Origin of the sequence: Falseniella ignava CCUG 37419 (assembly GCF_000301055.1) — a bacterium.
GTDB classification, from domain to species: domain Bacteria; phylum Bacillota; class Bacilli; order Lactobacillales; family Aerococcaceae; genus Falseniella; species Falseniella ignava.
In genome coordinates this window covers 380981-398320 of record NZ_JH932300.1, presented here as the reverse complement: position 1 = coordinate 398320, position 17340 = coordinate 380981, and the positions used below count along the sequence as shown (strand labels likewise).

Sequence of the window (17340 nt, the reverse complement as noted above, 5' to 3'; positions counted from 1 at the left end):
TTTGGAGCGGACGAGAGAGTAAAATGTATAGTAGTTAATTGAGATAGGTTAACGTAATATTTTGAACCGTCTCAATGATCGATAATAAGAAAGTTGCGAGCCCTGATCCAATCGAAATACTAATCAGCCAGATCGCATATTGGGCGAATTCTTCTTTCTCCATTGGATAGAAGTGCTTTAAGTTAAAGTCTTTAAACACACTATAACTTAACAGGATACATACGAGATAAACTAAAAGTACTGCCATACCATATAGTGTTGTCATCGTTGCGCCCCTTTCTAATATATTTTCATCATAGCATAATTTACCCATCATGCAAACAAATAACTAGACTCTCATTGATTCCTAATCATTCAAAAAACCGTATTGATTCATTAAAATCAATACGGTTGATCAATACCCTCTATTTTTTTGTTTTTAAAATTCTCAATCCGTTGAGAATTACTAAGATTGTTGATCCCTCATGGAATACAACACCGGTTGGAAGATCTAACCAGCCAATTAAGTTCAAGACAATCAGAGCGATAATCACGCCGACTGCGAAAATAATATTTTGACGAATAATCCGATTTAAACGATGACTCAAGTCGTAACTATAGAAAAGTTTAAGTAAATCATTTTGCACAATCACAACATCAGAGGATTCCATCGCAACCGATGAACCACTTCCCATAGCGATACCAATATCTGCATTAGCTAACGCTGGCGCATCATTGATACCATCACCAATCATTCCTACAACGTGTCCTGCTTGTTGATCTCGTTGAACAAACTCTATTTTGTCTTCTGGTAAGCAGTTAGCATAATAATGTTCGATTGCAACGTGTTGCGAAACTTCTTTAGCAACCGATTCATTATCCCCTGTCACCATTTGGACATGGACACCGCTATCCGTAAATAGACGAATTGCTTCTGCTGATTCTTCACGGACTTGGTCTTGCAAGGTTAAGAACCCTACTACTTGCTTTCCTTTTGCTACAAATACTGTCGTAAAACTTGATTCTAAATGTTCAGCAAAATGATCATAATCTTTATAATTTAAGAAGCTGCTTGGCTTACCAATAAGAATATCACCTTTTTTTAAGCCAGATCCTGCCACCTCTTCAACTTCTTGTGTCGTATTAACTTGGCTCAATGAAATATCTGAGAACGAATTTACAATTGCTTCTGCAATCGGATGGTTAGATTGCTGTTCCATATAGACTACTTCCGCTAAGATTGAATCCGCCAACTGGTATTCAACAACTTTAAAAACACCTTCCGTGATTGTTCCGGTTTTATCAGAGTAGAGAATATCCATCGTACTGAATGCTTCCATGGCTGCCCCACCTTTGAAGAGCACACCATTACGCGCACCATTCGAAATAGCTGATAGTGTAGCAGGTGTCGCCGAAGCAACCAAAGCACATGGGCTCGCTACCGTTAATAATACCATTCCCCGATAAAATGCATCTTGGAAAGAATATCCTCGCCAGAAATAAAGTAAGGCTATAAAAAGCGGAACGACGGTCAATGTTGTAATAACGTATTTTGACTCAAAACGATCAATAAAACTTGAAATTTTAGAAGGACGTCCTTGGGCTTCCTCAACCATCCGAACAATATTTGAGAAGACGGTCTCATCATACGCGGTCGTCACTTTAAGATAAAATGCGTTCCCTTCATTGATAGTCCCAGCAAAAGCTGCATCTCCTTTTTCTTTCTCAATCGGAATCGATTCTCCGGTCAGAGCCGCTTCGTTTAGCATCGCACTTCGGTCAATTTCACCATCAATTGGAATTTGATCACCCTTCGAGACAACAACTACATCTCCAATTTCAAGCGAATATGTTGGAACTTCTACCACCTCACCGTTGTCGAGGAGTTTCTGGGCCACTGAAGGAACATGTGACATCAATCCTTCAATCGCACTGGAAGTTTTGTTCATTGCGTATTCTTCCAACATTTCTGCCGTTGCAAAAATAAAAAGTAGCATCGCACCTTCTGATTCATACTGAATCGCCATCGCACCAACGGCCGCTAATATCATTAGTAAGTCTACATTGGGTGATTTTTGTTCAATCGTCTCCACTAATGCATTCTTTGCGGCATAGTAACCTAAGAAAAACATCGAAACAATAAATACGGGTCGACTGAGACTAGAGTTCATCCCCGTTAAGATAAATCCAATTATCATCAGCACCGTTCCAATTAATAAAAATCGGCCTTCCTTATTTTTTATGATATAGCGAAACATAAAACGCACTCCTTATTTGTAATTGTTATAAATAATTATAGCATACAAATTAAAGGAGTGCATACAAAATACAAAGTTTCTTAAAGTTATTTTCTAATTATCTTGACTGATAGATCCGGCGTCCTTCTTTAATTTCCGCTAAATAAAAACCAGAAGAAGTTGGTAAAGACTGCCATGAAGCATCTTCTAATGATGCATCGTAGACCGCTTCATAGTCATCAATCGATAATTTTTCTCTTTGGTTTAATTTTTGTTCAATTGTTAAATCCGCTATCATGTCAAGTGGTGGATTTACTACTTCTGCTGTAAACATTTCAGCAACGGCACCCGACCCATAACTGAACAAGCCAATTTTGTCATGAACGTGCAAATCTCCATGAATCAAAAGCGAAATTAAACTTAAAAATAATGACCCAGTGTAAATATTACCTACTTGTCGATTTAACCTTACAGATGCATCGTAACGTTCCAACCACTGATCAATTCGAGATGTCCACGGCTCAGAAAGTTGCGATTGCGCAGCTACCATCGCTTTGCGTCCCATTTTAGTAAATGGCGTATGGCAGATAAGCGTCTGATATTGACTTACCGTATCTGGATAGCGTTGAATCATCTCTGCTAAGACTTCATGGAACATTTGTATATAGAGTTCTGTAGAGTATTTGCCATCTACGAGTGGATAAGGCTGGTCGTTAGGTCGCCAAAAATCATGTTCATTGTATGATTTTGCCACCGTTTCACGTTCAATATTTAATAACTGCGGATTCGCAGAAACGAGCATGGCGACGGCACCGGCCCCTTGAGTCACTTCTCCCCCTGTATTCAGTCCGTATTTAGCAATATCACTTGCAATAATTAATACTTTGCGATCGGGTCTTAATGCCACATAGTCACAAGCATTCAACAGACCTGCTGTGGCACCATAACAAGCTTGTTTAATTTCAAACGCACGAGCAAAGGGTTGGATTCCCAATAACTCCATTAAGAAAGTAGCTCCAGACTTGGAATAATCCACTCCAGACTCTGTCGCAAAAATAACTTGATCAATTTGTTCTTTATCTGCCGAAGTAAGTATTGGCTCAGCGGCATTCGCAGCCATCGCAATCGCATCTTCATTCGGCAATGCATAACTCATGCGATCTTGCCCTATCCCAATCGTAAATTTATCTGGGTCAACACCGCGTGTCTTGGCTAATTCAACCATATCGATATAATGATGTGGGACTGCTAAATTTATTTTATCAATTCCTACTCGCATTCTATCACCTACTTATTTTTTCTTATTTTATCTAAAAGTTGTGCTGCAACACGTTGATTGATTTCAGACTGTTGCATTAATAAGTGTACCATATCTGGTAGCTCTTCGGGTAGCGTACCTACTTGTTGAGCTGTCGAACGTGCTTGTAGTTGCATATGACCTGCTTGTATCCCTTCACTCACGAGCGCTCTTAATGCTGCAAAGTTTTGAATCAGACCGACGCTAACCATAACATTCGCTAGTTCTTTCGCCGAAGTAACATTGAGTGTTTTAAGCACTTGTTGACTTTGTGGGTGACTCGATAAAGTCCCCCCAACCGTCGCAACAGGCATCGGGATTGTTAACTCCCCTTTTAGTACTCCATCTTCCGCATCATAGTTCCATTGACTTAATCCACGATATTGCCCGTCCCGACTCGCATGGGCATGAACTGCTGCCTCGATTGCTCGTGTATCGTTCCCCGTTGCTAAAGCGAGTGCCGTGATACCATTCATAATCCCTTTATTATGGGTTACTGCTCGGTACGGATCCAATTGCGCATAATGACTTGCCCATTCGATTCGCTGCGCTAATTGTTCAGGTGAATATTGGTTTGATTTTAACCGATCGATGGGAACTTCAACCATCGCTTGCGTCAATGCTAAGTCTTGGTAATTCGACAAAATTGCCATAACAACCTCTGTATCAATTATCCGACTAACGTCCGGTGCCAATGCTTCAAGTACCGTATTTAATTGATTCGCTCCCATCGCATCTACCGGGTCAAATGATAAATAAATCGTCGCGAATTCTGGTAAATCTTCCGGATATCCTTTGAGCCAAATATCAACTGGCCCTCCTCCATATGAGCGAATCGATTCACAGTATTGATTAGCTACTTCAAGTAAATGGTCTTTATTTTTTTCTATTTGCTGTGTCATTTGTTCTAGATTATTTTCAGGGTGACACTTCATAATAATTTGACCAATAATTCGTCGTTCCTTTGTGGTCGCATCAATATTCCCTAAAATTTTACCCCCATTGCTGAGAGCCGCTACTACAGAAGGTTCCTCCGTAGCAAGTGGGACAAGATAGGCTTGATGATTGACCTGCACATTTAATCCCACTCCCAGAGGAACTGCATAATTGGTCAAGTAATTTTCAATCAGTTGACTCCCTTGCTCCTCACTTAACGTAGTGCTTTGAAAATCCTGGTGGGTAAGTTCTTTGATAATCTTGTTTCGCTCTGCGGTCGTCTTTTTATAGAATTTTGATAATAATTCACTCACGCTAGCCCTCCTTATCATCGTTCCGAATAAAAAAACGAGCCACAAATAAATTATGGCTCGTTGTATCAATGATTCGTTTTATATTATTTTGTACCAAAGATACGGTCACCCGCATCACCTAGCCCAGGTAAAATATATCCATGTTCGTTTAATTTTTCATCCAATGCTGCGGTATAGATATCAACATCTGGATGAGCTTCCTGCAATGCTTTTACACCTTCAGGAGCCGCGACTAAGCAACAAAATGTAATATGTGATTCTGGAACTTGGTACTTATTCACTAATTGATTTAATGCAGCAATAGCAGACACACCTGTTGCTAACATCGGATCAACGACGAATACTCGACGCTCTTCAATATCTTGAGGGAATTTGGCAAAATACTCCACGGCTTGCAATGTCTCTGGATCACGGTACATTCCAATGTGCCCTACTCGAGCCGCAGGAACTAATTTTAAAATACCGTCTACCATTCCAAGACCTGCTCTTAATATTGGCACAACCGCCATTTTTTTACCGGCAATTTGTTTTTGTATACATTTTACCAGCGGGGTTTCGATTTCAACTTCTTCCAATTCTAAGTCACGTGTGATCTCGTATGCCATTAGCATCGCAATCTCATTTGTCACTTCTCGGAAATCTTTAGTTGATGTGTCCTTATCACGGATAATTGTCAATTTATGTTGAACCAGTGGATGATCTACTACTTGAAACTTTGCCATTTTAAATCCCCCTATAGTATTAAATTATTGATTGAACAGTGGGCGTCCATCCATCATATCGTGAACGCGCTGCTTAATTGATTCTAATTCAGATTCTTCTGCTTGTAAAGCCTCAATAATTAATTTTGCAATAACACGTGCTTCATCTTCTTTAATACCACGTGTTGTAATAGCTGGGGTACCCACACGAATACCACTTGTTTCCACAAATGATTGAGTATCGTTAGGGATTGAGTTTTTATTGACTGTAATGGCTACTTTATCAAGACGTTCTTGAGCCCATTTACCAGTGATACCCATACCAGTTACATCGATTAACATTAAGTGGTTATCAGTACCATTTGAGATAATATGTAGTGGGCTATCTTCAAAGACTTCAGCCATTGCTTTCGCATTCGCTTTAACTTGTTTTGCATATTCTTTAAATGCAGGTTGTAATGCTTCGTTAAACGCAACTGCTTTAGCTGCAATTACATGCTCTAAAGGTCCACCTTGAATACCAGGGAATACTGTTTTATTTAAAGCTTTCGCATGTTCTTTTTTCGCTAAGATTAAACCACCACGTGGTCCGCGCAATGTTTTGTGTGTTGTAGAAGTGACGACGTCTGCAAATGGAACTGGGTTTGGATGTTCACCCGTTGCAACAAGTCCTGCAATATGCGCCATGTCTACCATGTAGATTGCGCCGACTTCTTTAGCAACCTTACCAATACGTTCGAAGTCAATTACACGAGAATAAGCACTTGCTCCAGCGATAATCATTTTAGGTTTAACTTCGCGAGCAATTTCTTCTAACTTATCATAATCAATTTGTTCTGTTTCTGGATCCAATCCATATGCGTACATATCATATGATTGCCCTGAGAAGTTAACTGGAGAACCGTGTGTTAAGTGACCTCCTTGAGATAAGTCCATTCCCAATACTTTGTCACCAGGCTCTAAGAACGTACGGTAAACTGCCATGTTTGCACTTGATCCAGAGTGAGGTTGGACGTTCGCATATTCAGCTCCAAATAATTCTTTCGCTCGGTCGATTGCTGCTTGTTCAATCTCGTCAACAAATTCGCAACCACCATAATAGCGACGACGCGGATAACCTTCAGCGTATTTATTTGTTAAAATACTACCTTGAGCCTTCATCACTTCTGGAGATACGAAGTTTTCTGATGCAATCAGTTCGATCCCGTGAAGTTGACGGTCGTATTCCTTATCAATTAAATCAAAAACAAATTCATCTTTTTTAAAGCTCATTAATGTGCCTCCTACAATTTTTTGATACTCATAGTATACCACTTAATAAACCGTTTACAACTATATCACATTTTGTTGCGTATTTTTTAGACAATAATCATTTTAATTTAATTTTATTTTAATGTTTCGGCAGGTTGCCCTGCTCGATTTAGTCGATTTAAGTAAGCATGTGTCCGCTCGTCATCTTCAAATGATTCCACAAAAATAATTTTTGCATCACTTTGATCCAACGCTCTCAATCCTCGATATAAATACTGCGATACCGTATCCATGGTCCCGAGCGTTTCATATATAATCGAAAGTTTAGCCATACGAAGTTTCAACGCTTCAATTGTTTTCTGTGTTGCTAACACACCGACGTGACTCGTTGACGAAATCCATTCTTCCCACTGCTCAAGCGTCGCATCGGGTGGAATAATGTAGACAGGCTGTTTAGGACTGTAGTGCTTATATTTCACACCCGGGCTTGCAATCCGCTCCTCTGATAATTGTTCTTTTGCTGTTTTTTCAATGACCTTTGCACCCGTTGATTGGTGAAGCATCTCTGCAGTAATTGCACCCGGTCGAAGAATATAAATGATTTCTGTATCGAGCGCGACAACTGTAGACTCAACTCCAATGGATGTTAGCGGCGTCCTTGGTACAATTACTCCCGCAATTTGATCTCCAAAATCATCTAGTACATGTGTATATTGTGTAGGGCTCGGTTTACCCGATAGATTTGCACTCGGACCGACTAATGGAAAATCAACTTGTCGAATAAGTTCAAGAGTCAAGGGTTGATCAGGCATCCGAATTCCTACCGTTGGGAGACCACTTACTAAATTCGATACAATCCCTGGCTTGACTGGAAAAATAATTGTCAATGGCCCTGGCCAGAATGTTTGCATCAATTGCTTTGCAATCGGACTAATCTCACTGGCTAACTGTTCCACACGTTGAATCGAATCCACATGCACAATCAATGGATTGTCACCTGGACGTCCCTTCACTTGGAAGACGCGCTGAATCGCTTGATCATCATTTGCCAGAGCACCTAGCCCAAAGACGGTCTCGGTTGGAAATGCAACCAATTCGCCCGCGCGCAATAACTGTGCTGCCTCAGGTATATCCGAACGATAAAATAATTTACTCATCTTTTCCCTCCTCTCCGGGTGTTCCAAAATCTACTACTACATAACGGTCGAGTTGATTAAAATCTTGGTGAACCGATACTTCAGCTGTTGGGCAAGCTTCTTGGAAGATTGCCCTCACCGACTCCCCTTGACGATAGCCTATTTCAAGAATCGCAATCCCCTCCGACGCAATATAAGAATGGAGTCCTGACGCAATGCGTTGATAGATGGCAAGCCCATTCGATTTCGCAAATAATGCTTTAGTGGGTTCATATTTTAAGACACTGGCATCCATGACCGACTGTTCATCCTCGCTAATATAAGGTGGATTCGAAAGTATAACATCATAACGTTTGGATGGTACTTGATTCCAGACATCACTTTCTATCCAACGAATAGCGACTTGGTGTTCTGCAGCATTTTCTCTAGCAACTTCGAGTGCACCTTCCGAAATATCCGTGCCTATCACCTCTGCAGCTGGATAATATTGTGCAGCGCATATCGCTAGAATACCCGTACCCGTTCCAATATCAATCAATCGCTGAACTTGCTCTTTAGAACGATGCTCAATTAATAAATCTAAGATTCCTTCAGTCTCTTCTCTCGGAATTAAAGTGTGGGGATTCACCTTAAAGCATTGATCTTTGAAATAACTTCGTCCCAAAATATAAGCTAACGGTTCATCGGCCACAAATCGGCTTAAAATCTGTTGAAAGGCTTCAGATTCATCCGAAGTAAGAGGGCTGTTCATTCGAGAAACGAGATCTGTTAACGTCCAATCTTTCCACTGAAGAAAAATAGCTTGAGCTAATTGAGGGTCTTTCTTATGCTGACTTAAAAAAATAGAAGCTTTATGCAAAGCTTCATAAATCAAAATGGTATTATTGACCATTTAGTTCCTCCAATTGTTGTGTTTGATCGTATAAAATCAAAGCATCTATGATCTCATCGATTTGCCCGTCCATAATCGCATCTAACTGTTGAATCGTTAAACCAATTCGGTGATCGGTTACGCGATTTTGTGGATAATTATAAGTACGAATTCGCTCAGAGCGATCCCCCGTACCGACTTTTAATTTCCGTTCTGAATCGTACTCAGATTGTGCTTGCGATTGTAGTAAGTCATAAACACGCGCTCTAAGAACTTTCATCGCTTTTTCACGGTTTTTAAGCTGTGACCGTTCATCTTGCATGGCGACTACCGTATTCGTAGGAATATGCGTTAAACGAACTGCAGAGGCAGTCTTGTTAACATGTTGCCCACCAGCTCCACTCGCATGGTAAATATCAACGCGAATATCATTTTCATCCAAATCAAAATCAATTTCTTCAGCTTCAGGCATTACAACAACCGTCGCTGTCGACGTATGAACTCGGCCTTGCGATTCTGTCTCAGGAACACGTTGAACACGATGGGCCCCATTTTCAAATTTTAATTTTGAATACACTTTAGAGCCAGTAATCATGAGCGACACTTCTTTATAGCCACCAATTCCTGTAATATTGGCATCCAACAATTCGACTTTCCAACCTTGATTATTTGCATACTTGGTGTACATATCTAATAAATCTTTTGCAAATAATTGTGCTTCGTCACCACCTGCTGCACCGCGGATTTCCATAATAATATTTTTGTTATCGTTTGGATCTTCAGGAATCATCATTAACTTAATGGTTTGTTCTAAAGATTCACGTTCATCTTTGAGTTCATTTAATTCTTCTTTCGCTAGTTCAATCATCTCGGCATCGGATGAATCATTCAATATCTCTTCCGCTTCTTCAATTTCTTGAATAACGGTCTTAAAACGTTTGATTTTTTCAACTTTTGGACGGAGCTCACTCTCTTCAATCGTCAATTCACGGAGTCGTTCCGTATTTGAAATCACATCTGGGTCACTTAGTAACTCTGTAATTTCTTCATAGCGTATAATTAATGAATCTAATTGTTCAATCATTTATGTACCTCTCTTAATTCTCTATCGTACCAGGATTCTTATAGCATTTTCGACAGACAGGAATATAGGATTCATTCCCCCCAATTTGAATTTGCTCTCCATGATAAACGGGTTTTCCATCCGCAAAACGTAAATTCATAATCGCTTTTTTATGACAGAACCAACAAATAGTTTTTATCTCTTCAATTTTATCTGCATAGAGTAACAAATACTTTGAACCTTCAAATAATTGATTCGAAAAATCGTTTTTCAAACCGAATGCCATGACTGGAATATCTAGTTCATCTACCACACGAGCCAATTGCAAGATATGCACTTTATTTAAAAACTGCGCTTCATCAATTAAGATGCAGTACAATTTCTCCTTAACAGACACAATATCCTCAAATAAATCAGTATTATCATAAATAATCTCAGCTTGCCGTTCAAATCCCGTCCGACTTGCGATATAACCTACTCCAGAGCGGTGATCTACAGCACTTGTATACAAGCGAACAGGTTTTTTCTGTTCTTCATAATTATGGGCTACTTTAATAATCTCGATCGATTTCCCACTATTCATCGCACCATATTTAAAGTATAGCTTGGCCATTTCATCGCTCCTTAGATAAGTTCTCAATCTATAATAATAGAAGATTCCCTCATTTTAGTCAATCCACAGACCCATTAATGAGACAAAAAAAGCTGCTTACTTTGTGAAAAATGTAAACAGCTTTAATTTCCATGATTAACCTAATAGTGGCACTAAAATAACCGGCATAATCATTGCGGGTGTAAAATTCATCACCTTTAACTTTGTAATATTAAGTAAGTTTAATCCCATTCCAAATAATAAGATCGAGCCGACGGCCACAATTTCAGTAATCACAACAGGTGGCAAATATGGAGCTACTACACGGGATAATAGAATAATCGCACTTTCAATTACTACAACAGGGATGGCCGCAAAGACGACCCCAATGCCAAGTGAAGATGCTAATAGAATCGAGGTGACCGAATCGAAAATACTCTTTAAGTATAGAGTCGTATTACTTCCTGTTAAACCACTTTCTAACGGTCCAAGGATGGCTAAAGAACCTATACAGAAAATCATTGTGGCGCTCACAAAGCCCGTTGAAAATTTATCCGCTCCTTCTCCTCCACCACGAACAAATTTACGACTGACGACATTAACACCTTTTCGAATATGTTTATCGATATCAATCATTTCTCCGATGAACGTCCCAATCACTAAAGATAAAATCATCACCAATTGATTTTCATTTTGAATGATTCCAGCAATGGCAATACCAAAAACAGCAATCCCAATCGCTTCCATCAATCGTTCATTCAGATTGACTGGAATACCCGAATGAATCAATAGGCCAAGCGTACCTGGAACAACAATCAATATAAAGTTTACTAATACTCCCATATTCCACCTCTACCTTTACTAATTATCTGGATATAGCTTAGAATACCGACGAAAAGCGTAATAAATTTCTTTTACTATGACTTTAACGACCGCATAAATTGGTACAACTAAAAGAACCCCTGTTACACCAAACACACGTCCCGCTCCTAAAATAAGGAACAATATTGTTAAAGGATGAATACTTAAACTGCCGCCAATGATAAATGGTTGCAATAAGCGGCTTTCAACTAACTGCTCAATCATTAAGACAATGATCACTTTGACAAACATCATCGGTGACGTTAAGAGCGCAATAATCAAAGCTGGGATGACTGAAACAATCGACCCAATGTAGGGGACTAAATTTAATAGACCCGATAAAAATGCCAGCGACAATGCATAATCCAAACCAATGATTTTGTAGCTAATCCAAAAGAAAATTCCAACTAAGACTGCTAAAGTAATAATACTTCGAACAAATTGAGATATATAATAGTTTGCTTGAAGCAATACTCGTTCGACATAAGGTTCAATTCTTGGCGGAACAAGTCTTAAAATGTTGTAAGGCAACTTCTCGCCTTCCAACAATAAATAATACAATATCACCGGAATGGTCACCAGACCGACCGCGATTTGGGTGACCGAACCGATAAAGGTCGATAATCCACCAAAAGTCGATGTAACTAAATTTTGCAAATTGTTGGTAATATTATTCCAATTAATGCGACTGACAAAACGACTCAAAGGCTCTTGACTGAGTGCCTTTTCAACGTTAAATGGTAAATCACCTAACATTTCATTGAGTCGAGAATTATATTCTGGCATATTCGCTAGAAATGCTTCTGCCTGCTTGGCTAAGACAGGATAGAGCGAGAAAATTCCCCACACAATTAACAAGATTAACAAAATAAAAATCCCAATAATTGGAATATGACGTGAAACGCCCATCTCTGAAACTCGTTCAACAATTGGCGAGAATAAATAATATAAAATACCTGAACCAATAATCGGAAAAGAAACGAACCGAATAAATAGCCAAATCGGTTGAAACACATATGCTACCTGAGTAAATACGAGGATAATTAATAAAATTAATAAGATCGTAGTTAACGTCGTTAAAGCTCTTGAATTAATAAAGCTTACCGGCATTCCGAGACGTTCTCGTTCCGACTTTTTACGTTCTGGCGTTGAGTCTGTATTTTTCACTCTACCCCTCCTATCTATCTCCAGTGTAACATATTCACTTATATTAAGAATACAGTGACTTGCGCCAATAACCAATAAGAATACGGTTACATTTTAATGAGAGTACCTTAACCATTCAGTATCTGCTTTGAATACTTCATTAATGCAAAAAAAAATGATAAGATAATACCAACTTATTTGTGAAATGAGGCTCACCCAATGGAACAATTAATTGATCTCGTTGAATTATTAAAAATAATTATTTTAAGCGTCGTTCAAGGCATTACTGAATGGCTGCCGATTAGTAGTACAGGGCACATGATTATATTGGAAGATTTCTTAACACTTAATCTTCGTCCAGAATTTGTTGAATTCTTTTTTGTTGCTGTACAGCTCGGGTCTATCCTAGCGGTCGTTATTTTATACTTTAGCAAATTAAATCCCTTTAGCTTAAGGAAAACGCCTGCCCAACAAAAAAATACTTGGATGCTATGGTTCAAGGTTGCTTTTGCAAGTATCCCGGTAGCGATTTTAGGTGTCGCGTTGAATGACTATATGGATGAATATTTCTATAATATTTTCGTTGTTGCGATTGCGCTAATTGCCTATGGAATTATCTTTATTCTTATTGAGAACCGCCAAACGGGCCGACATCAACGTCAAATCCGATATTTTAATGAACTAAGTTTCTCAAGAGCTTTCAAAATTGGAATCTATCAAGCTTTATCCATTATTCCTGGAACTTCCCGCTCCGGTTCCACCATTATCGGAGGACTATTAGAAGGAACTTCACGCAGCTTAGCTACAGAATTCTCATTCTTTCTGAGTATTCCTGCTATGTTTGGGGCAACTGCCTATAAATTCTTGAAATTGAGTATTGCTCTCACCCTTTCTGAAGTCATTTATTTAGCAGTAGGGTTGCTTGTCGCATTTGTAATTTCAATTATTTCCATTAAATTTTTACTCAACTATATTAAACACAATGACTTCAAATCTTTCGGTATCTATCGGATTGTTTTAGGAATAATTTTGATTGCCTACCAAATGTTCTTCAAATAAACTTTTCCATTACAAAGGCCCTATCTATGTTGGTTGAATTTTTAGTTCCCAATATACTATAAAATATATAACTTCTCCCCTAGGCCTCTGCTTCTGCAAGCACACTTAGGAGCGTTTTGTTTTATAAAGGCGAAAACATATGAGTGTAAAATTTTTCTAACTATTAATGAGCAAATAAGCCTTTTGGAAAATCGATGTGATATTAACATCTACTGTCACTTAAATATTAAATCTCCCTTCCAGAAATAATAGTCTCTGATGAAGGGAGATTTTCAGTCTAACTATATTCACCTAAAAATAGAAAAGATCTTCAAATTTCATTTCTAAAGCGATGCAAAGTATCAAAGCTAACTTAGCAGTTGGACTAAATTGTCCAGTTTCAATTGAACTAATTGTGTTTCTTGAAACACCCACTTCATCAGCAAGCTGTTGTTGCGAATAACCTTTTTCTTTTCTGACATCTTTCAAATTATTTTTGAGAACTAATTTATCATCCATAAATTATCACTACTTTAAAGTTATGAGGTGAGCCACAAATAAAGCTAACCCTATAATTGACATTATTATCCCCATCATCAGTTGTTTTCTTTCTTTTAAGTTTACATACTTTACCAGTTCTCTCGTTGCTTCGATGCTAAAATAAATGCTCAATATACCATAATTAAATGAATTAAAGAAAAAAGCTTCAATTCCAAATAGAATAGCAACTACAACCAATCCAATTTGACTGGATGTTTCACCAGCTTTTTTTAAGGTATCAACCATCATTTCATCTTGATTTTTATACTCTTCTCGACTTCTTGCTAGAACTTCCTCTCGTCTCATATTCATTCTCCTTCTTTCTTTTGACAAGTATACTTGGTATTTAAATTATACTTCTGCCAAGTTTTATTGTCAATAGATCTGGATAAATTTTTAATTTTGAATTTTATCTTTCGGTATCTATCGGATCGTTTTAGAATTATTTTGCTTGCCTACCAAATATTCTTCAAATAAATTTTTTCATTACAAAAGCCCTATCTATACTGGCATAAAGTCAAATAGATAGGGCTATTTCAATAGCGTTTCCAATCTTCTTAACGATAAATTGAACGTGCGTTGTCTACCGTAATTTCAGTAATTCCACCCATATATGGTACTAAAACGTCTGGAATTTTCACTGAGCCATCTGCTTGTTGGTAATTTTCTAAAACGGCCACAACTGTTCGCCCTACTGCGAGTCCAGAACCATTGAGTGTATGCACGTAGTCCACCTTTTTGTCCTCATTACGGAAACGAATTTTAGCTCGGCGAGCTTGGAAGTCTTCACAGTTAGAACATGAACTAATCTCGCGATATCGATCTTGTCCTGGAATCCAAGCTTCAATATCATAAGTCTTCGCAGCAGAGAAGCCCATATCCCCAGTACATAACACAATCGTACGATAAGGAATACCTAAGTCTTGTAGAATTTCCTCTGCATTTTGCGTCATCAGTTCCAACTCTTGGTAAGATTGACTTGGATGGGTCAACTTCACTAATTCCACTTTGTTGAATTGATGCATACGGATAAGTCCTCGTGTATCGCGCCCCGCACTTCCTGCTTCTGAACGGAATGAAGGAGATAGCGCCGTTAATCTAATCGGTAAAGCATCCTCAGGAATAATTTCATTTGAATAGTAATTGGTTAGGGGCACTTCCGCAGTTGGGATTAAAGTAAAACCACGGTGGTCATTTAATTGAAAGACATCTTCAGTAAATTTAGGGAATTGGCCCGTTCCAAACATCGCCTGCTCATTGACGATATAAGGTGGAATTACTTCTTGGTAACCATTTTGAGTTGTGTGTTTATCGAGCATAAAGTTGTAGATGGCACGCTCTAAACGAGCCCCTAAACCGACATAATAAACAAAACGAGATCCTGCCACCTTACCACCACGTTCGAAGTCTAATATCCCTAATTTCTCAGCAATATCCCAATGATTGAGCGGTTCAAAGTCAAATTGTGGCAATTCACCCCAACGACGAATCTCAACATTATCGTCTTCATCTTCTCCAACAGGAGTTGATTCATGCGGTACATTTGGAAAGCGATGTTCAATATGTTCTAATTTACCTTCTACTTCGGATAATTGATGTTCAAGTTGGCCGATTTGTTGACCTAAAGCTTGCATTTGTTCAATTCTATCTGTAGCATCTTGTTTTTCACGTTTTAGAGCTGCAATTTCTTGACTTGCGGTATTTCGTGATTGTTTTAGTTCTTCCACTTGAACTAGTAATTCACGACGTTCTACATCTAATTGACGATATTCTTCCAACGTTTCGCCAGCAACACCTCTCGTTTTTAATAATTGACTTGCTACTTCATAATTATTTCTCAAAAATTTACGATCCAGCATAATACTTCCTCCTTTTGTATAATAAAAAGAACCTTCCATCCTGGAAAGGGACGAAAGGTTCAGTCGCGGTACCACCCTAATTCAAGATTCATCATAAATCTTGCGCTTAACCAATAACGGCTGGGACCGGCACTACTTGATGTTTTTCATAGGCAGAATAAGATGTGGATTCATTACAGGCTAACGATGATTCACACCTACCATCATCTCGCTGAAGTTTGCACTATAATTACTAGTCATCTCTCTTTGTTTCTCATTATAATTTAATCTTTTAAGTGAGTCAAGCTTAATTTACCATTTTAGCTGTTGAGCCTTTTCAGTATCTCGATATTGATGATATGTTTCAAGATTCGCCCAATTTTGTTGTCTTAAGGCTTCGAATAAGATAATATTTGCCGTATTTGAAAGATTTAACGAGCGAACATGTTCGTCATTCATCGGAATACGCAATGTTTTTTCTTCATGCGCCTCCATAAACTCAATCGGTAATCCGGTAGTTTCTTTCCCAAAAATAAAATATTGGTCGGGATAAGTTTCATCAGCTAAATTAGCTTCACTATAGATATGGTGGGCAAATTTAGTAATTAAGAAAAGTTGTTCCGGTTGAATATCTTTCATAAAAGTTGCTAAATTATCGTGTTCATAGATTTCAACTTTATCCCAGTAATCCAATCCCGCTCGCTTTAACATCCGGTCCTCGGTAGAAAATCCTAACGGATGAATTAAATGCAAGGCGCTATTTGTTGCAGCACATGTTCTAGCAATATTTCCTGTATTAGCTGGCATCACCGGTTCAAATAAGACAATATGGTTCTTAATCAAGCTTAGTAACCTCCTAAATAACAAAACCAACAAGTAAAAACTTGTTGGTTAAAAACGTTGTAATAATGATTATTCTTCTTCAGATTCTTCAGCTTCTTCACCAATAACTTCTGGTTCTGGAGCTTCTTCGTCATCTTCAACTGGTTCTGCTTCTTCAGTTGGAGCAGATACAGTAATAACCACTTCTTCTGGATCTAATAATACTTCAACGCCTGCATGTTTATCAAGGTCCGCAACCGTCTTCGTATCACCAATTTCCATTCCTTCTACATCGATTTCAAAATGAGATGGAATTGAATCTGGTTTCGTTTCAACTAAGATGTCGTTAATAACAACTTCTACAATACCAACTTTAACGCTATCGACATTCACTGCGTGAAGTGGTACTTCAACTTGTAATTTTTGATCTGCTGAAATAGCGTTCAAGTCAACACTGTATACTTCATCTTTTAAAGCAGCGCGTTCATAATCATGTAAAATTACTTTTTGGGTCTTACCATCGTATTCAACATCGAATACCGCGTTCGTCCCTTCAGCTTTAAGTAACGCTTCAAATTCACGACGATTAATTAATAGTGATACAGCTTCAGTATCTTTTCCATATAACGAAACAGGGATCATTCCTTCGCGACGCGCTTTACGTGCTGCGCCTGTACCTGTTTGAGTTCTTAATTCTGCTTTTAAACTCATATCTTTA

At 38.5% G+C, this 17340-nt stretch carries 18 protein-coding genes and 1 other annotated feature; of the genes, 1 reads left to right on the top strand and 17 read right to left on the bottom strand.

All coding sequences use genetic code 11. The annotated features are described in order from the left end of the window. Window positions 1-34: 34 nt before the first annotated feature. The 12 genes from HMPREF9707_RS02035 to HMPREF9707_RS01980 form a co-directional block, all read right to left on the bottom strand. Window positions 35-265, bottom strand: coding sequence for a DUF1146 family protein (locus HMPREF9707_RS02035; RefSeq protein WP_006701051.1), 231 nt, complete (start codon window positions 263-265; stop codon window positions 35-37). Between the two features lie 139 nt (window positions 266-404). Beyond that, the gene (locus HMPREF9707_RS02030; protein WP_006701050.1) at window positions 405-2237 is read right to left on the bottom strand and encodes a heavy metal translocating P-type ATPase; all 1833 of its coding nucleotides are present in this window, start codon (window positions 2235-2237) and stop codon (window positions 405-407) included. A 97-nt stretch (window positions 2238-2334) separates the two neighbouring features. Beyond that, a complete protein-coding gene (locus HMPREF9707_RS02025) occupies window positions 2335-3495 on the bottom strand; it encodes a hydroxymethylglutaryl-CoA synthase (RefSeq protein ID WP_006701049.1) in 1161 nt (386 codons plus the stop codon). A gap of 8 nt (window positions 3496-3503) precedes the next feature. Next, the gene (locus HMPREF9707_RS02020) at window positions 3504-4781 is read right to left on the bottom strand and encodes a hydroxymethylglutaryl-CoA reductase, degradative (RefSeq protein ID WP_156790219.1); all 1278 of its coding nucleotides are present in this window, start codon (window positions 4779-4781) and stop codon (window positions 3504-3506) included. A 65-nt stretch (window positions 4782-4846) separates the two neighbouring features. Further along, window positions 4847-5485: a uracil phosphoribosyltransferase gene (upp, locus tag HMPREF9707_RS02015; protein ID WP_006701047.1), complete on the bottom strand. Its 639-nt coding sequence runs from the start codon at window positions 5483-5485 to the stop codon at window positions 4847-4849. A 24-nt stretch (window positions 5486-5509) separates the two neighbouring features. Further along, entirely contained in the window at window positions 5510-6736 is a 1227-nt protein-coding gene (locus tag HMPREF9707_RS02010) for a serine hydroxymethyltransferase (protein WP_006701046.1), read from the bottom strand. A gap of 113 nt (window positions 6737-6849) precedes the next feature. Next, window positions 6850-7872 (bottom strand): L-threonylcarbamoyladenylate synthase, encoded by a 1023-nt coding sequence (locus tag HMPREF9707_RS02005; RefSeq protein ID WP_006701045.1) that lies wholly within the window; start codon window positions 7870-7872, stop codon window positions 6850-6852. Continuing rightward, complete coding sequence (gene prmC / locus HMPREF9707_RS02000; RefSeq protein ID WP_006701044.1) at window positions 7865-8743, bottom strand: peptide chain release factor N(5)-glutamine methyltransferase; 879 nt, start codon at window positions 8741-8743, stop codon at window positions 7865-7867. Before prmC ends, HMPREF9707_RS02005 begins: the two co-directional genes overlap by 8 nt. Further along, window positions 8733-9806 (bottom strand): peptide chain release factor 1, encoded by a 1074-nt coding sequence (prfA, locus tag HMPREF9707_RS01995; RefSeq protein WP_006701043.1) that lies wholly within the window; start codon window positions 9804-9806, stop codon window positions 8733-8735. The genes prmC and prfA overlap by 11 nt, the downstream gene beginning before the upstream one ends. 13 nt (window positions 9807-9819) lie before the next feature. Next, window positions 9820-10398 (bottom strand): thymidine kinase, encoded by a 579-nt coding sequence (locus tag HMPREF9707_RS01990; RefSeq protein ID WP_006701042.1) that lies wholly within the window; start codon window positions 10396-10398, stop codon window positions 9820-9822. Window positions 10399-10533: 135 nt separating this feature from the next. Continuing rightward, on the bottom strand, window positions 10534-11220 hold the full coding sequence (locus HMPREF9707_RS01985) for a DUF554 domain-containing protein (protein WP_006701041.1): 687 nt from the start codon (window positions 11218-11220) through the stop codon (window positions 10534-10536). Between the two features lie 18 nt (window positions 11221-11238). Next, on the bottom strand, window positions 11239-12405 hold the full coding sequence (locus tag HMPREF9707_RS01980; protein WP_006701040.1) for an AI-2E family transporter: 1167 nt from the start codon (window positions 12403-12405) through the stop codon (window positions 11239-11241). A 198-nt stretch (window positions 12406-12603) separates the two neighbouring features. Between HMPREF9707_RS01980 and HMPREF9707_RS01975 the strand changes: the two genes are divergently transcribed. Continuing rightward, a complete protein-coding gene (locus HMPREF9707_RS01975) occupies window positions 12604-13443 on the top strand; it encodes an undecaprenyl-diphosphate phosphatase (protein WP_006701039.1) in 840 nt (279 codons plus the stop codon). A 291-nt stretch (window positions 13444-13734) separates the two neighbouring features. On the opposite strand, the gene HMPREF9707_RS01970 is transcribed toward HMPREF9707_RS01975, so the two are convergent. The 5 genes from HMPREF9707_RS01970 to HMPREF9707_RS01950 form a co-directional block, all read right to left on the bottom strand. Beyond that, window positions 13735-13941 carry a helix-turn-helix transcriptional regulator gene (locus tag HMPREF9707_RS01970; protein ID WP_006701038.1) on the bottom strand — a complete coding sequence of 69 codons (207 nt, stop codon included), beginning with the start codon at window positions 13939-13941 and terminating at the stop codon, window positions 13735-13737. Between the two features lie 9 nt (window positions 13942-13950). Further along, complete coding sequence (locus tag HMPREF9707_RS01965; protein WP_006701037.1) at window positions 13951-14268, bottom strand: DUF6442 family protein; 318 nt, start codon at window positions 14266-14268, stop codon at window positions 13951-13953. A gap of 251 nt (window positions 14269-14519) precedes the next feature. Further along, window positions 14520-15821 carry a serine--tRNA ligase gene (gene serS, locus HMPREF9707_RS01960; protein WP_006701036.1) on the bottom strand — a complete coding sequence of 434 codons (1302 nt, stop codon included), beginning with the start codon at window positions 15819-15821 and terminating at the stop codon, window positions 14520-14522. A 43-nt stretch (window positions 15822-15864) separates the two neighbouring features. Further along, window positions 15865-16075 (bottom strand) — a binding site (T-box leader). A 37-nt stretch (window positions 16076-16112) separates the two neighbouring features. Continuing rightward, the gene (gene trmL / locus HMPREF9707_RS01955) at window positions 16113-16640 is read right to left on the bottom strand and encodes a tRNA (uridine(34)/cytosine(34)/5-carboxymethylaminomethyluridine(34)-2'-O)-methyltransferase TrmL (protein ID WP_040443010.1); all 528 of its coding nucleotides are present in this window, start codon (window positions 16638-16640) and stop codon (window positions 16113-16115) included. 72 nt (window positions 16641-16712) lie between these two features. Then, window positions 16713-17333: a 50S ribosomal protein L25 gene (locus HMPREF9707_RS01950; protein ID WP_006701034.1), complete on the bottom strand. Its 621-nt coding sequence runs from the start codon at window positions 17331-17333 to the stop codon at window positions 16713-16715. Between the last annotated feature and the right edge of the window lie 7 nt (window positions 17334-17340).

Excerpts from the sequence above, each read along its gene's own strand:
- HMPREF9707_RS02030 (WP_006701050.1), bottom strand. The coding sequence starts at position 2,237 with ATGTTTCGCTATATCATAAAAAATAAGGAAGGCCGATTTTTATTAATT.
- HMPREF9707_RS02035 (WP_006701051.1), bottom strand. The coding sequence starts at position 265 with ATGACAACACTATATGGTATGGCAGTACTTTTAGTTTATCTCGTATGT.
- HMPREF9707_RS01990 (WP_006701042.1), bottom strand. The coding sequence starts at position 10,398 with ATGGCCAAGCTATACTTTAAATATGGTGCGATGAATAGTGGGAAATCG.
- prmC (WP_006701044.1), bottom strand. The coding sequence starts at position 8,743 with ATGGTCAATAATACCATTTTGATTTATGAAGCTTTGCATAAAGCTTCT.
- HMPREF9707_RS01970 (WP_006701038.1), bottom strand. The coding sequence starts at position 13,941 with ATGGATGATAAATTAGTTCTCAAAAATAATTTGAAAGATGTCAGAAAA.
- prfA (WP_006701043.1), bottom strand. The coding sequence starts at position 9,806 with ATGATTGAACAATTAGATTCATTAATTATACGCTATGAAGAAATTACA.
- upp (WP_006701047.1), bottom strand. The coding sequence starts at position 5,485 with ATGGCAAAGTTTCAAGTAGTAGATCATCCACTGGTTCAACATAAATTG.
- HMPREF9707_RS02005 (WP_006701045.1), bottom strand. The coding sequence starts at position 7,872 with ATGAGTAAATTATTTTATCGTTCGGATATACCTGAGGCAGCACAGTTA.
- HMPREF9707_RS01950 (WP_006701034.1), bottom strand. The coding sequence starts at position 17,333 with ATGAGTTTAAAAGCAGAATTAAGAACTCAAACAGGTACAGGCGCAGCA.
- HMPREF9707_RS02020 (WP_156790219.1), bottom strand. The coding sequence starts at position 4,781 with ATGATAAGGAGGGCTAGCGTGAGTGAATTATTATCAAAATTCTATAAA.
- HMPREF9707_RS02025 (WP_006701049.1), bottom strand. The coding sequence starts at position 3,495 with ATGCGAGTAGGAATTGATAAAATAAATTTAGCAGTCCCACATCATTAT.
- serS (WP_006701036.1), bottom strand. The coding sequence starts at position 15,821 with ATGCTGGATCGTAAATTTTTGAGAAATAATTATGAAGTAGCAAGTCAA.
- HMPREF9707_RS01965 (WP_006701037.1), bottom strand. The coding sequence starts at position 14,268 with ATGAGACGAGAGGAAGTTCTAGCAAGAAGTCGAGAAGAGTATAAAAAT.
- HMPREF9707_RS01975 (WP_006701039.1), top strand. The coding sequence starts at position 12,604 with ATGGAACAATTAATTGATCTCGTTGAATTATTAAAAATAATTATTTTA.
- HMPREF9707_RS02010 (WP_006701046.1), bottom strand. The coding sequence starts at position 6,736 with ATGAGCTTTAAAAAAGATGAATTTGTTTTTGATTTAATTGATAAGGAA.
- HMPREF9707_RS01985 (WP_006701041.1), bottom strand. The coding sequence starts at position 11,220 with ATGGGAGTATTAGTAAACTTTATATTGATTGTTGTTCCAGGTACGCTT.